Below are 15,000 nucleotides of genomic sequence, written 5' to 3'. Positions count from 1 at the left end.
GCTCGTCCTCATTTTGAATAGCAAAACCATTCATTTTCATATAACGGCGTAACTGAGATTTAATTCGTGCAATTAACTCTAATGGATTAAAGGGCTTCGTTACGTAATCATCTGCTCCTGTTGTTAATCCTAAAATCTTATCCATATCTTGCGTTTTCGCAGAAAGCATAATAATAGGCATCTCTTTCGATTCTCTTACTTTCATACACATATGAATACCATCTACTTTCGGCATCATAATATCTAATACGACTAGATGCACTTCATTTTCTTCCAGTAAACGTAGCCCTTCTTCTCCGTCCCCCGCTTGTAATACTTTATATCCTTCATTCTTTAAATAGATTGTAATTAAATTCCGAATTTCTTTTTCATCATCTACGACAAGTATTGTTTCGTGTGCCACAATATCTCCCCCATTACTTTTTTAATCCCTAACTTCTATTATAGGAAAACTTCTGAAGAAAAACGCTCGGAAATCCTTAATTTTTTCTGAAGACGCAAAAAAGGTCTAGACTCCCCTTAAGTCTAGACCTTTAAAAACCCCTTTTATTTACGAACGTAGATGAAATATAGTACGAATAAAACTCCCATAACATACATAATCGGATGAACCTCTTTACGACGACCACTCACAACCATTGTAATTGGATAGAAGATAAATCCAATCGCAATCCCAGTTGCGATACTATACGTAAGTGGCATAGAGATAATTGTAAAGAATGCTGGCACTGCAATCTCGAATTTCTTCCAATCAATTTCCCCTAAAGAAGAAACCATCAAGATTCCTACAATAATTAAAGCTGGTGCCGTTACAGCTGGCGTTACAACACTTAGTAATGGCGAGAAGAATAGTGCCAGTAAGAAGAATCCTGCTGTTACAACTGCTGTAAATCCAGAACGTCCTCCCGCTGCTACCCCTGCAGACGATTCAATGTAAGACGTTGTTGTTGATGTACCCAAGATTGCACCAATTACAGTCGCAATCGCATCTGCAAATAATGCTTTTCCTGCACGTGGTAATTTATTGTTCTTCATTAATCCAGCTTGATTCGCAACCGCTACAAGCGTACCTGCTGTATCAAAGAAATCGATAAAGAAGAACGTTATAATAACAATCCCCATTTGAACTGTAAAAATATCTCCGAAGTGCGTTAACGCCACGCCGAACGTTGGTTCTAGACTCGGTATTGCTCCCACTACAGCTTTCGGAGTATCAATTAATCCTGTTGCCACTCCTAAGATCGCTGTAAGAATCATACCGTAAAATACTGCACCATTAACTTTCTTAATCATGAAGATGATTGTCGTAACAACCCCGAAGATTGCTAGTAACGTTGTGCCCTTTGTTAAGTCCCCCAACCCAACAAGAACAGCATCATTTTTCACGATAATTCCAGCATTTTGGAATCCAAGGAATGCAATGAACAATCCGATACCTGCTGCTACTGCAAACTTTAACTCCGATGGAATTGCATTAATGATTTTTTCACGAATACCTGAAGCAGTAAGAATAATAAAGATAATACCTGACATTAATGTTCCGGCAATGGCCGTTTGCCACGGAATACCCATCGTTAACACTGCTGTATAAGCAAAGAACGCGTTAATTCCCATACCTGGCGCTAAAGCAATTGGATACTTCGCGAAAATACCCATAATTAACGAACCGATTGCTGCCGCTAATGCCGTAGCAACGAATACTGCACCTGGATCCATCCCTGTACCTGCTGGTAACCCTTTAACATTTCCAAGCGACAGCGTAGCAGGATTGACAAACAGTACGTAAGCCATAGATAGAAATGTTGTTAACCCCGCTATGAACTCAGTCTTATAATTCGTACCGAGCTCATCAAATTGAAAATAGCGTTTCATCCTACGTTTCCCCCGTTATATGATTACTCGCCGTATTTCCCCTAGCCCTCTTTTATCCCGAGAAATAAAAAAGGCTTCCATTGCATATATACATGGAAGCGTTCTATAAACAAAGACAAGTTTCCCCTCATCTTTATACAAACGCCTCGTAGTCAAGCCATTTACGGTAGCTAGGTAGAAACTTTCGGGCCATATCCCCGATATTATACGACGGCATAATATTCACTTTTCGTTTGAATTACATACTCATATTAACTCTTGAATGTATTTTTGTCAATTTAAAAGCGAACATTTTTATAATTTTTTATATTTTTGTTCGTATTAACAATAAAAACAAAAAGATCCATCTATTCATGAATGATAGATGGATCCTTTTTATTACAATACTATTCCCACTCAATAGTTGCTGGTGGCTTACTCGTTACATCATACACGATACGGTTAACGTGTTTTACTTCGTTTACGATACGAACAGAGATTTTCTCTAGTACGTCCCAAGGGATACGTGCCCAGTCAGCTGTCATACCGTCAATAGATGTTACTGCACGGATACCTACTGTGTAATCGTAAGTACGCTCGTCACCCATAACACCTACGCTACGCATGCCAGGAAGTGCAGTGAAGTATTGCCAAATTTCACGGTCTAATCCCGCTTTAATAATTTCTTCACGTAAAATCGCATCAGATTCACGAACGATTTCTAATTTCTCTTCTGTGATTTCACCTAATACACGAATACCAAGACCAGGACCTGGGAATGGTTGACGCCATACGATTTCATCAGGAATTCCTAGTTCAGATCCTAATACACGTACTTCATCTTTAAATAACGTATTTAAAGGCTCAATTAATTTGAACTGCATGTCTTCTGGAAGTCCACCAACGTTATGGTGAGATTTAATTGTTTGCGCAGTTGCTGTACCACTTTCAACGATATCTGTGTAAAGTGTACCTTGTGCTAAGAAGTCCATACCTTGTAATTTAGATGCTTCATCATCAAATACGTAAATGAATTCGTTACCGATGATTTTACGTTTTTGTTCTGGATCTTCTACACCTTTTAACTTATTCATGAAGCGTTCTTGTGCATCCACTTTAATAACGTTCATATGGAAGCCTTCGCTAAATGTTTTCATAACGCCTTCTGCTTCACCCTTACGAAGTAAACCGTGGTCAACGAAAATACATGTTAACTGATCGCCGATTGCTTTATGAATTAATACTGCTACAACAGAAGAGTCTACGCCGCCACTAAGTGCACATAGTACTTTTTTGTCTCCAACAGTTTCACGAATCTTTTCTAATTCTACTTCGATAAAGTTCTCCATGTTCCATCCTTCAGAACAACCACATACGCCGAATACGAAGTTTTTAATTAAATCGTTACCGTGCTCAGAGTGACGTACTTCTGGGTGGAATTGTACACCGTATAAGTTTTTCGCTTCATTGCTCATACCAGCAATTGGGCAAGACTCACTTGTTGCGTCTACTACGAATCCTTCAGGTAAACCAGTTACTAAGTCACCATGGCTCATCCATACAACTTGCTCTTCTGGAAGGTTCGCATATAATTTTGATTCGTTCTCTACTTTAAGAACAGCTTTTCCATACTCACGGTGATTTGCACGCTCTACTTTACCACCGAAGTGTTGTGTCATAAGCTGCATACCGTAACAAATACCAAAGATCGGTAAATCTAGTTCAAAGATTTTTTCATCACAATGTAATGCACCTTCACCGTATACGCTATTTGGTCCACCAGAGAAAATAATCCCTTTTGGATTCATTGCTTTAATTTCTTCTGCAGTAATTGTATGTGGATGAAGTTCACTGTATACACCGAACTCACGAATTCGACGTGCTATTAACTGATTGTATTGACTTCCAAAATCTAAAACGATAATTGTATCGTGTTGCTTCTTCAAAATAATCACCCCAACGTTAGTTCTCGTATATAAATATTTTCACCAATTTGGCGAAAAGCATTACTAATATAATAAAAAAAGCCAGTCCTCCGCCTCTAGTCTCATAACAAAGAAAAGGCAGGGGTCTGGCTTTATAAAGAAAGATAGTCTCCGCTCTTTATAAATATAAGACACACTGCCTTCATAGTCAGGTTGTTTACGGTAACCCGGTAGAGACTCTCAAACCATATCATTGAGGATATATGAAGGATCGTTTTATATTATCTTCCTAGATTCTAACAATGAAGTATCTATATGGTCAAGAGAGAAAGCGACAAAATTCTACAGAAATTCATTTCCTTTTCTAAAAAACATCCATTTCTATATAGAAATGGATGTTTTTTAGGGCAAACGGAATTACATCATTCCGCCCATACCGCCCATGCCCATGCCGCCCATGTCAGGCATTGCTGGTGCATTTGGTTCTGGCTTGTCAGCTACTACAGCTTCAGTTGTTAAGAACATAGCTGCAACAGATGCTGCGTTTTGAAGTGCAGAACGAGTTACTTTAGCTGGATCTACGATACCAGACTCAAGCATGTTAACCCATTCGCCAGTAGCTGCGTTGAAACCAACGCCTACTTTTTCGCCTTTTAGACGCTCTACAACTACAGATCCTTCTAGACCAGCGTTGATTGCGATTTGACGAACTGGCTCTTCTAGTGCACGAAGTACGATGTTGATACCTGTTGCTTCGTCGCCTTCAGCTACGATAGAAGCTACTTTCGTGTATACGTTCATAAGTGAAGTACCACCACCTGCAACGATACCTTCTTCTACTGCTGCACGAGTTGAGTTAAGTGCATCTTCAATGCGAAGTTTGCGCTCTTTTAACTCAGTTTCAGTTGCTGCACCGACTTTAATTACTGCTACGCCACCTGCAAGTTTCGCAAGACGCTCTTGTAATTTTTCACGATCGAATTCAGAAGTTGTTTCTTCTAATTGCGCACGAATTTGACCGATGCGAGCTGCGATTTGCTCTGTATTTCCAATACCTTCAACTACAGTTGTGTTTTCTTTTGTAACAACAACTTTACCAGCGCGTCCTAAAGATTCAACTGTAGCAGATTTTAAGTCACGACCTAATTCTTCAGTGATTACTTCGCCACCAGTTAAGATTGCGATATCTTCTAGCATTGCTTTACGACGGTCACCAAATCCAGGAGCTTTAACAGCTACTACATTGAATGTACCACGAAGTTTGTTCACTACTAATGTAGCTAAAGCTTCGCCTTCTACATCTTCAGCAATGATAAGAAGTGGTTTACCTTGTTGTACCACTTGCTCTAATACTGGTAAGATTTCTTGAATGTTAGAAATCTTTTTGTCAGTAATTAAGATGTATGGGTTATCAAGAACTGCTTCCATTTTATCAGAATCAGTAATCATGTAAGGGGATGCATATCCACGATCAAATTGCATACCTTCTACTACGTCTAATTCTGTTGTGAATCCTTTAGACTCTTCTAAAGTAATAACGCCGTCGTTACCAACGCGCTCCATTGCTTCAGCGATTAATTGACCTACTTCTTCGTCAGCTGCAGAAATAGCAGCTACTTGTGCGATAGAAGATTTGCCTTCGATTGGTTTAGAAATCGTTTTTAATTCTTCAATTGCAGCAGTAACAGCTTTTTCGATACCTTTACGAAGACCCATTGGGTTAGCACCAGCTGTTACGTTTTTAAGACCTTCACGAATCATAGCTTGCGCTAATACAGTTGCAGTTGTTGTTCCGTCACCAGCTACATCATTTGTTTTGCTAGCAACTTCTGCTACTAATTTCGCACCCATGTTTTCGAATGCATCTTCTAATTCGATTTCTTTTGCGATTGTTACACCATCATTTGTAATAAGTGGTGAACCAAATTTTTTCTCAAGTACAACGTTACGACCTTTTGGTCCAAGTGTTACTTTTACTGCGTTTGCAAGAGTGTCGACACCGCGAAGCATCGAACGACGTGCTTCTTCACTAAATTTAATATCTTTTGCCATAATAATTGACCCCCTTGGATTTTTTAAGATTTATATAATTAACCGATAACTGCTAAAATGTCACTTTCACGTAAAATCAAGTAGTCTGTACCTTCATATTTCACTTCAGTACCTGCATATTTTGAGAAGATGATAAGATCACCTGCTGCTACCTCTAAAGCAACACGCTCACCATTTTCAAGCACTCGACCAGTACCTACTGCAACAACTTTACCCTCTTGTGGTTTTTCTTTTGCAGTATCTGGTAATACAATACCACTTGCTGTTTTTTCTTCTGCTTGAACAAGCTCAATTACAACGCGATCACCTAATGGCTTTAGCATGAACAATAACCTCCTCATTTTGTATGTAAATTTTATTTATTAGCACTCAAGTCATCCGAGTGCTAACACACTTATAATAATAAATAATCTCAATTTCTTTTGCAAGTAAAAAAATCATAATTTTTTCGCAAATTACTATATAAACTTTCTATATAGAATACTGCCTTTACTATATGAATCGTTGTTTCCCCTACTCGTATGTTACAATATGAAAGACACCCTAAGTTGTTTTCGCTAAACGTACAACTTTTTCCTGTCTCCTACTTTAATTTCAAATACGGATTTACAAAAAAATCATAATTCGAATGAAAGTTTATATCGTAGATAACATATTTACATGTTATCCTACCTCATCTCATACACTAGAGTTAGAAAGGATGGTTAAACTATTTGAAGAAACAATACTGGTGGATTATCGTTACATACATTTTAATGCAGTTATCTGGAATTGTTGGATTACCACTTCTCCTAAAAACAGGACTCTATGATAATAGAGGATTTACCATGGAGGAAAAAGGACAAATCATAACGGGACACTGGGCAATTATTAGCTTCTTTGTTGCATTATGTATCGTACTTTGGTTACTTAGAACAGACATTCGTGACAGGCATTTAGATGCAATGCGCTCTTCTGTTCCAGCTACTATTGGATGGATTTTCATCGGCTTCTTCTTGGCTTTCTTTTCACAAATAGTTGCCGGTATGATCGAGATGCAGCTGCTAGGAATTAAACAAGGTTCAGAAAATACAATGAAACTGATGGAAATTGCAAGAACGACACCTTGGTTCCTTATTGTCGTATCTATAATCGGACCTATCTTGGAAGAAATCGTATTTAGAAAAATTTTATTTGGTACACTTTATAAGAAGTTTAACTTCTTTATTGCAGCTATCATTAGTTCGCTTGTATTTGCAGCAATCCATTTTGATTTTACTCACTTATTGGTATACACTGCTATGGGGCTCGTATTCGCCTTCTTATATGTGAAGACGAAGCGTATTATCGTTCCGATTGCAGCTCATGTTGCGATGAATACATTAGTCGCTATTGGGCAAATTTTTATGAGCAATGAGCAAATTCAAGAAATGATTAAAGAAGCTGAAAAAATGCAAGGCTTTATCGGAGGATTTTTTGTATGAGAAACTCACCATTGTTCATGGCTGCACTATACTTCCTTCTTGGATGTATCTTTACACGCTTCGCCATTACGAACGTAACAGATACAATCTGGAATGTGTGGACAATACTATTTGCAGTTATGGCAACAATTGATTTTAATTTGGCACTTCGCCTTATATTAGTTAAATTCACAAAGAAGAAACAATAATAAAACGCAGAGGTCGCTTCCTCTGCGTTTTATTGTGGATAGTTTTTCAAAAAGTAAACTAATGTTTGTAACTCTACAGCTAAATCAATATGATGAATTCTAATATTCTCTGATACGTTTAATCGTGCTGGTGTGAAATTCAAAATACCATGCACGCTCGTTTCAGCTAATCTATCTGCTACAGCTTGTGCTACTGTAGCCGGTACTGTTAATATTGCCACTTGTATATCATTTGATAATCTCTCTTCTAATTCATCTAAATGGTATACAGGAATGCCCCCGATTTCTGTTCCAACTTTCTCTTCACTAACATCAAATGCCATTTCAATTTTTGTATTATTGTTTTTCGTGAAATTATAATGTAAGAAAGCGGTCCCTAAATTACCTACTCCAATAAGTGCTACACGCGTTATATCATCTTGATCAAGTGTTTCGCGGAAAAATGATAATAAATAATTTACGTTATATCCATATCCCTTTTTCCCTAACGCTCCAAAATACGAAAAATCTCTTCGTATTGTTGCGGAATCTACTTTTACCGCTTCACTCAATTCGGCCGATGAAACACGCTGCTTACCAGAAAGAGATAAGTTTTGGATAAATCGATAGTATAGAGGCAATCTTTTAGCAGTGGCTTGTGGAATCTTTTGCTGATCCATATAACCTCTCCTCTCTTCCTATCTTTATTCATATACTTTAATCAAATACAGAAGTTTAGCACTCATTAAATTCCTTGTATAATAAAGAGAAGAAGTATTCTCTCTTATTTTAAACTATACACTATTTTTAGTATGATTGAGAAATATAAACATGGCAAAGTTAAGAAATTATTTGAGGTGAAAACATTGATTTTATTACAAGTAAATGGACTTTCGAAATTATACGGTGCAGAAACAATTCTTGCAAACATAAAATTGGAAGTACAAACAAAAGATCGTATCGCATTAGTTGGAAGGAATGGAGCTGGAAAATCTACATTATTAAAAATTATCGCTGGTGAGTTATCACATGATGGTGGCGAAATTATAAAACCGAAAGATGTCTCAATCGGGTATTTAGCTCAAAATACCGGCCTAGAAACGTCTTTAACAATTTGGGATGAAATGCTAACCGTCTTTACCCACTTACAGCAAATGGAGACAAAACTTCGAAGGCTTGAGCAAGAAATGGGAAAAGAAGAAAACTTTTCAAACGAAGCTATATATGAAAGATTGTTAGCTGATTATGACCAATTGCAACTCAATTATAAAGATCAAGGTGGATATCAATATGAAGCGGATATTCGCTCCATTTTAAGCGGCCTTGGCTTCCCAGTTGAAACGCACCAGACGACGATTTCTACTTTAAGCGGTGGGCAAAAAACAAGATTAGCTCTTGGGAAATTATTATTAACAAAACCAGACTTACTTATTTTGGACGAGCCTACAAACCATTTAGACATCGAAACATTAACATGGCTTGAGCAATATTTACAAGGTTATCCTGGCGCAATATTAATCGTTTCACATGACCGTTATTTCTTAGACAAACTCGTTACACAAGTATATGAAATTTCGAATAAAGAAAGCAGACGATTTGTTGGTAACTACAGTAAATATTTAGACTTAAAATCAGCATTATATGAGCAAGAAATGAAACGTTACGAAAAACAACAAGATGAAATCGCAAAACTTGAGGACTTCGTTCAAAAGAATATAGCTCGCGCCTCTACAACGAAACGTGCTCAAAGTCGCCGTAAACAACTAGACAGAATGGAATTATTAACGAGACCATTAGGGGATTCTAAGTCAGCATCATTCCACTTCGATATTGAAAAGCAAAGTGGAAATGATGTTTTACAAGTAAAGGATGCAACCATTGGCTATGATGAGGACCCTATAATTGAAAACGTAACTATGCGCTTAACTCGCGGAGATAGTGTTGCTTTAGTTGGTCCAAACGGAATTGGGAAATCCACATTATTAAAATCTATTGTGAATAAGTTACCACTATTAAATGGCGATGTTTCTTTCGGATCAAATGTATCTGTTGGTTATTATGATCAAGAACAAGCAAACTTAACATCTTCTAAACGGGTTTTAAATGAACTATGGGATGAATATCCACTGCAACCTGAAAAAGAAATCCGTACTATACTCGGGAACTTTTTATTTACAGGAGATGATGTACTGAAACCAGTATCTTCCCTTAGTGGTGGACAAAAAGCTCGATTAGCTCTTGCGAAACTTATGATGCAAAAGTCAAATTTATTAATTCTGGATGAGCCTACGAACCACCTTGATTTAAATAGTAAAGAGATTTTAGAGAATGCTTTAATTGATTATCCAGGGACTCTTCTATTTGTCTCACATGACCGCTACTTTATTAACCGTGTAACAACGACTGTGGTTGAGTTATCAACAGAAGGTGCACAGGAATATTTAGGGGATTACGATTACTATGTGGAGAAGAAAAATGAAATGATTGAACGCGCAGCATTTGAACAACAAGAACAGCAAGAAAATCAGGCACCTGTTCAAAAAACTGTAGCTCAAGAAAAATTAAATTATCTCGAAGAAAAAGAGCGTAAACAATTAGAACGTCAACGCACTCGAAAAATTGAAGAACTAGAACAAAACATCGTAAACTTAGAAGAAGAAATTGCTACGTTAGAAGATCAACTTTGCTTACCAGAAATATATGCAGATTATGAAAAAGCGAGTGAAATTACAACTAAAAAACAAACGCTACAAGAACAACTTGAAACGTGTATGGCAGAGTGGGAAGAGCTACATGTATAAGAGTATTTAAATAAGGAAGATGTCTCATCAGTCATGATTTTTGACTATGTGACATCTTTTTTCTTTAAGTACATAAATAATTTTTTGAATATATCAATGGTAACTCGGAATATATCAACCATTTTTCAAATACATCTATCGTAACCCTATATATATATAAACGATTCGACACGAAATATCGATTTACCGACAAGGATTGACAACATCAGCACCCTCTATAATAGAAGGATATTTCAAAATGTTTTTCAGGGATATCTTCTTACTTTTTATTTCCCAAAAAACAATATATTCAAAGGTCAGACTTCATCTAGTTTATCCACAAACTTATACACATATCCACCTTTATAAAATAGCTATCAAAACAACTTTTCCACATTACCCACAACTAACAAAAAAGATATCAACACTTTATATACACAACAAAACCCACATTATCAACAGATAATATGGGTTTTATCCACAAGCTGTGGTTAATTATGTGCATAACTATGCTTCAATATCTAATCCTGGATTCGCATTTAAGGCTAACGTTGCACGCTTGCCTTGTTCATACGCAATTGTCCCTGCCGCTGCAATCATTGCTGCATTATCTGTGCATAAAGATAGCGGTGGAATAATTAGTTCAATGTTTTCTTTTTGTGCAAATTCTTCTTCTAATCGCGCACGAAGTCCTTTATTAGCAGCTACTCCACCAGCAAGAAGTAATTGCTTTACATTATAAGCCTCTGCTGCACGAGCTGCTTTCGTTACAAGTACATCTATTACACTTTCTTGGAAACTTGCCGCTAAATCTTCTGGTTTAATTTCTATACCACGTTGTTTCGCGTTATGCACAGTGTTGATAACTGCTGATTTCAATCCACTAAAGCTAAAATCATATGAATCCGGTTCTAGCCATGCACGAGGCAAATCAATTGTTGGTTCTCCTTCATGTGCAAGACGATCAATATGAGGACCACCTGGATATGGCATAGATAACGTACGAGCTACTTTATCATACGCTTCTCCAGCTGCATCATCTCGCGTTTCACCAATTACTTCAAATGAACCATGTTCTTTCATATAAACAAGTTCTGTATGCCCACCAGATACAACAAGTGATAATAGCGGGAATTGAACTTCTTTTACTAAACGGTTCGCATAAATATGACCAGCAATATGATGAACACCGACTAGCGGAATATCATGTGCAAAAGCTACTGCCTTCGCTGCATTTACCCCAATTAGAAGTGCTCCTACTAAACCAGGCCCTTCTGTTACAGCAATTGCATCAATATCATCAAATGTGATGTTTGCTTCTTTTAAAGCTTCTTCTAACACAACTGTAATTTCTTCTACATGATGACGGGATGCAATCTCTGGTACAACCCCGCCAAAACGTTTATGACTTTCGATTTGTGATGCAACGACATTCGCAATAATTTCCGTTCCATTTTTAACAACCGCTACCGCTGTTTCATCACAGCTTGTTTCAATCCCAAGTATAATCGTATTTTTTTCCATTATATATTCACCCACATTACAAGACCATCTTCCTGATTGTCTGCATAGTATCGTTTACGAATTCCACCATTTTGAAATCCATATTTTTTGTACAACTGCTTTGCTACTTCATTTGATACACGTACTTCAAGCGTCATTGTTTTTACCCCTAGTTCTTTCGCTTCTGAAATAACTGCTTTCAATAAGGCATCTCCTAATTTTTGACCTCGGTATTCTGGCAAAATAGCTATATTTGTTATATGTGATTCATCAATAATTATCCACAATCCACAATATCCGATTACACGACCATCTTTTTCTAACACAATATAATGTGCATGTTCATTCATCGTTAATTCACGGTGAAAGGCATCTGCAGTCCAAGGAGTTGAAAAAGACACTTCTTCAATAGCTACAATTTGAGCAATATCATCAAGTTCCATCTTTCTAAATATCATATCCATCTTCTGCAAGGCCCCTACTTGTTTTGACTTTCTAACCACTTTGTTTCAGCTTCAGCTAAACGAAGATAGCTCGGAACAAACGTATGCACATCTTGTTCTTCTTTTTGTAACCCTAAGAATGCTAGCTCACTTGGTCTTGGATTATTTTTAGTAAAAGGAGCGAATACAGCTTGATCACCTAAATGTTCTATAATTATTTCTTTATGCAATTTAACATCATTACCGATAAATAAAACAGGCTGTCCTTTATCTTTTAACATTTGCAACCAGTCCACAATAAGAATAATTCGGTCTTCTTCTATTGAAGTTAACTGCTCTCCTTCATATGTATATAATCCAGTATAGATTTGCCCACGTCTTCCATCAAATAAAGGACAAATTAATCCATTAAAGTTAGCACCGTTTGCAGCTACTACCTCTAAACTTGATACACCTACAATTGGTATTTGAAGTGACCAAGCTAATGTTTTTGCCGCTGTCACGCCTATGCGAACACCTGTATATGATCCAGGTCCAGCAGCTACTACGATTTTAGTTAATTCCTTCGGTTTTACACCACATTCTTTTAACAGTTGCTCTACAGCTGGCATAAGACGTACAGAATGGTTTTTCGTCAAATTTGTAATAATTTCCCCAATCACGTTTCCTTCCTCAATAAGGGATACACCCATTACGTAATTTGAAGTATCAATTGCTAGTACTTTCATCTTGTAATAGCTCCTCACATAATCTAATATAGCGATCTCCAATTGGCTCGAGTATAATTTTTCTTGCGTCATCTCCCGCATGGAATAAACTAATTTGTAACTTTTCATTCGGTAAATATGCTTCTATTAAATGAGCCCATTCCACTACCGTAATTCCTTCACCGTAGAAATACTCATCAAAGCCTAAGTCCTCTTCGCTTTCTGCTAAGCGATACACGTCCATATGATATAGCGGTAATCTTCCTTTATATTCTTTAATAATATTAAAGGTAGGACTATTTACAACTCTTTTCACTCCAAGACCTTTTGCTAGTCCCTTTGTAAAAGTCGTCTTACCAGCTCCAAGATCTCCTTCTAAAATAATTACATCTTGCGCTTCTACGAGTTCACCTAGTTTTTCTGATAATCTTTGTGTTTCCTCAGAAGATTTTGTTGTTACTTCATATTTTCTCACAGACTTCACCTACTTTACTCACAATGTTCTCTGCTCTTTATTATACAGGTTTTGAATATATAAAAAAGTCCTTAGGATTTGTCCTAAGGATAGTTTGACTGTCTTTATTAGTTTTTTGTTAAAACAAATAAAAAAATACGAAACAACTTGTTTCGTTCTTTTCTTTATATAAAATGGCGGTCCCGACCGGGGTCGAACCGGCGATCTCCTGCGTGACAGGCAGGCATGTTAACCACTACACCACGGGACCATTTGGTTGCGGGGACAGGATTTGAACCTGCGACCTTCGGGTTATGAGCCCGACGAGCTACCGTACTGCTCCACCCCGCGATGATATAAATAGCTTGGCGACGTCCTACTCTCACAGGGACAAGGTCCCAACTACCATCGGCGCTAGAGAGCTTAACTTCCGTGTTCGGTATGGGAACGGGTGTGACCTCTCTGCCATCATCACCAAACTATGAAGGCATATTCCTTCAAAACTAGATAACATTTGCTACATATTATATGGTTAAGTCCTCGATCTATTAGTATTCGTCAGCTCCACATGTCACCATGCTTCCACCTCGAACCTATCAACCTGATCATCTTTCAGGGATCTTACTAGCTTACGCTATGGGAAATCTCATCTTGAGGGGGGCTTCATGCTTAGATGCTTTCAGCACTTATCCCTTCCGCACATAGCTACCCAGCTATGCCCTTGGCAGAACAACTGGTACACCAGCGGTGCGTCCATCCCGGTCCTCTCGTACTAAGGACAGCTCCTCTCAAATTTCCTACGCCCACGACGGATAGGGACCGAACTGTCTCACGACGTTCTGAACCCAGCTCGCGTACCGCTTTAATGGGCGAACAGCCCAACCCTTGGGACCGACTACAGCCCCAGGATGCGATGAGCCGACATCGAGGTGCCAAACCTCCCCGTCGATGTGGACTCTTGGGGGAGATAAGCCTGTTATCCCCGGGGTAGCTTTTATCCGTTGAGCGATGGCCCTTCCATGCGGAACCACCGGATCACTAAGCCCGACTTTCGTCCCTGCTCGACTTGTAGGTCTCGCAGTCAAGCTCCCTTATGCCTTTGCACTCTACGAATGATTTCCAACCATTCTGAGGGAACCTTTGGGCGCCTCCGTTACACTTTAGGAGGCGACCGCCCCAGTCAAACTGCCCACCTGACACTGTCTCCCGGGTCGATAAGACCCGTAGGTTAGAATTTCAATACAGTCAGGGCGGTATCCCACCAGCGCCTCCACCGAAGCTAGCGCTCCGGTTTCAATGGCTCCCGCCTATCCTGTACAAACTGTACCAAAATTCAATATCAGGCTACAGTAAAGCTCCACGGGGTCTTTCCGTCCTGTCGCGGGTAACCTGCATCTTCACAGGTACTATAATTTCACCGAGTCTCTGGTTGAGACAGTGCCCAAATCGTTACACCTTTCGTGCGGGTCGGAACTTACCCGACAAGGAATTTCGCTACCTTAGGACCGTTATAGTTACGGCCGCCGTTTACTGGGGCTTCAGTTCAGAGCTTCGCTTACGCTAACCCCTCTCCTTAACCTTCCAGCACCGGGCAGGTGTCACCCCCTATACTTCGCCTTACGGCTTCGCAGAGAGCTGTGTTTTTGCTAAACAGT

General features: G+C 38.5%; 13 protein-coding genes, 2 tRNA genes, 2 rRNA genes and 2 riboswitches (2 of these 19 cut by a window edge). Of the genes, 3 read left to right on the top strand and 14 right to left on the bottom strand.

Annotated elements, in window-relative coordinates; all coding sequences use genetic code 11:
- From ACW0JX_RS01520 to groES, 5 genes are all read right to left on the bottom strand, one after another.
- Positions 1 to 403, bottom strand: partial view of a response regulator transcription factor gene (locus ACW0JX_RS01520; RefSeq protein ID WP_000929891.1) — the 5' portion only. 299 nt of this gene lie to the left of the window's left edge; only the first 403 of its 702 coding nucleotides appear in the window; the start codon lies at positions 401 to 403; its stop codon lies off the left edge, out of view.
- A gap of 143 nt (positions 404 to 546) precedes the next feature.
- Positions 547 to 1,872, bottom strand: coding sequence for an NCS2 family permease (locus ACW0JX_RS01515; RefSeq protein WP_000833096.1), 1,326 nt, complete (start codon positions 1,870 to 1,872; stop codon positions 547 to 549).
- Positions 1,873 to 2,001: 129 nt separating this feature from the next.
- Positions 2,002 to 2,103, bottom strand: a riboswitch (purine riboswitch).
- 155 nt (positions 2,104 to 2,258) lie between these two features.
- On the bottom strand, positions 2,259 to 3,797 hold the full coding sequence (gene guaA / locus ACW0JX_RS01510) for a glutamine-hydrolyzing GMP synthase (RefSeq protein WP_146632278.1): 1,539 nt from the start codon (positions 3,795 to 3,797) through the stop codon (positions 2,259 to 2,261).
- Positions 3,798 to 3,961: 164 nt separating this feature from the next.
- Positions 3,962 to 4,063, bottom strand: a riboswitch (purine riboswitch).
- Positions 4,064 to 4,193: 130 nt separating this feature from the next.
- On the bottom strand, positions 4,194 to 5,828 hold the full coding sequence (groL, locus tag ACW0JX_RS01505; RefSeq protein ID WP_001029992.1) for a chaperonin GroEL: 1,635 nt from the start codon (positions 5,826 to 5,828) through the stop codon (positions 4,194 to 4,196).
- 38 nt (positions 5,829 to 5,866) lie between these two features.
- Entirely contained in the window at positions 5,867 to 6,151 is a 285-nt protein-coding gene (groES, locus tag ACW0JX_RS01500) for a co-chaperone GroES (RefSeq protein ID WP_000917311.1), read from the bottom strand.
- 390 nt (positions 6,152 to 6,541) lie between these two features.
- Here groES and ACW0JX_RS01495 point away from each other — a divergent pair, with 390 nt between their 5' ends.
- Complete coding sequence (locus ACW0JX_RS01495) at positions 6,542 to 7,291, top strand: CPBP family intramembrane glutamic endopeptidase (RefSeq protein ID WP_064531572.1); 750 nt, start codon at positions 6,542 to 6,544, stop codon at positions 7,289 to 7,291.
- Positions 7,288 to 7,479, top strand: a complete 192-nt coding sequence (locus tag ACW0JX_RS01490; protein ID WP_001246204.1) for a YdiK family protein — start codon at positions 7,288 to 7,290, stop codon at positions 7,477 to 7,479. The genes ACW0JX_RS01495 and ACW0JX_RS01490 overlap by 4 nt, the downstream gene beginning before the upstream one ends.
- Before the next feature lie 29 nt (positions 7,480 to 7,508).
- On the opposite strand, the gene ACW0JX_RS01485 is transcribed toward ACW0JX_RS01490, so the two are convergent.
- On the bottom strand, positions 7,509 to 8,138 hold the full coding sequence (locus ACW0JX_RS01485; protein ID WP_000372699.1) for a redox-sensing transcriptional repressor Rex: 630 nt from the start codon (positions 8,136 to 8,138) through the stop codon (positions 7,509 to 7,511).
- A 186-nt stretch (positions 8,139 to 8,324) separates the two neighbouring features.
- Between ACW0JX_RS01485 and ACW0JX_RS01480 the strand changes: the two genes are divergently transcribed.
- Positions 8,325 to 10,259 (top strand): ABC-F family ATP-binding cassette domain-containing protein, encoded by a 1,935-nt coding sequence (locus ACW0JX_RS01480; RefSeq protein ID WP_217989926.1) that lies wholly within the window; start codon positions 8,325 to 8,327, stop codon positions 10,257 to 10,259.
- 486 nt (positions 10,260 to 10,745) lie between these two features.
- Here ACW0JX_RS01480 and tsaD read toward each other — a convergent pair whose 3' ends face one another.
- The 8 genes from tsaD to ACW0JX_RS01440 all read right to left on the bottom strand — a co-directional run.
- The gene (gene tsaD / locus ACW0JX_RS01475) at positions 10,746 to 11,762 is read right to left on the bottom strand and encodes a tRNA (adenosine(37)-N6)-threonylcarbamoyltransferase complex transferase subunit TsaD (protein ID WP_065229655.1); all 1,017 of its coding nucleotides are present in this window, start codon (positions 11,760 to 11,762) and stop codon (positions 10,746 to 10,748) included.
- The gene (gene rimI, locus ACW0JX_RS01470) at positions 11,762 to 12,205 is read right to left on the bottom strand and encodes a ribosomal protein S18-alanine N-acetyltransferase (RefSeq protein WP_000367207.1); all 444 of its coding nucleotides are present in this window, start codon (positions 12,203 to 12,205) and stop codon (positions 11,762 to 11,764) included. Before rimI ends, tsaD begins: the two co-directional genes overlap by 1 nt.
- 14 nt (positions 12,206 to 12,219) lie before the next feature.
- A complete protein-coding gene (gene tsaB, locus ACW0JX_RS01465; protein ID WP_000865770.1) occupies positions 12,220 to 12,912 on the bottom strand; it encodes a tRNA (adenosine(37)-N6)-threonylcarbamoyltransferase complex dimerization subunit type 1 TsaB in 693 nt (230 codons plus the stop codon).
- Complete coding sequence (gene tsaE, locus ACW0JX_RS01460; RefSeq protein WP_089170296.1) at positions 12,893 to 13,366, bottom strand: tRNA (adenosine(37)-N6)-threonylcarbamoyltransferase complex ATPase subunit type 1 TsaE; 474 nt, start codon at positions 13,364 to 13,366, stop codon at positions 12,893 to 12,895. Before tsaE ends, tsaB begins: the two co-directional genes overlap by 20 nt.
- 174 nt (positions 13,367 to 13,540) lie before the next feature.
- Positions 13,541 to 13,616, bottom strand: a tRNA-Asp gene (locus tag ACW0JX_RS01455).
- Between the two features lie 3 nt (positions 13,617 to 13,619).
- Positions 13,620 to 13,696, bottom strand: a tRNA-Met gene (locus tag ACW0JX_RS01450).
- 12 nt (positions 13,697 to 13,708) lie between these two features.
- A 5S ribosomal RNA gene (rrf, locus tag ACW0JX_RS01445) occupies positions 13,709 to 13,824 on the bottom strand.
- 49 nt (positions 13,825 to 13,873) lie between these two features.
- Positions 13,874 to 15,000: ribosomal RNA gene (locus ACW0JX_RS01440) — 23S ribosomal RNA — on the bottom strand (it continues 1,795 nt past the right edge of the window).

Source organism: Bacillus sp. C-3-6 (genome assembly GCF_054509685.1).
The sequence above is the reverse complement of the archived record's forward strand: the minus strand, read 5'-3'. Positions and strand labels throughout refer to the sequence as shown.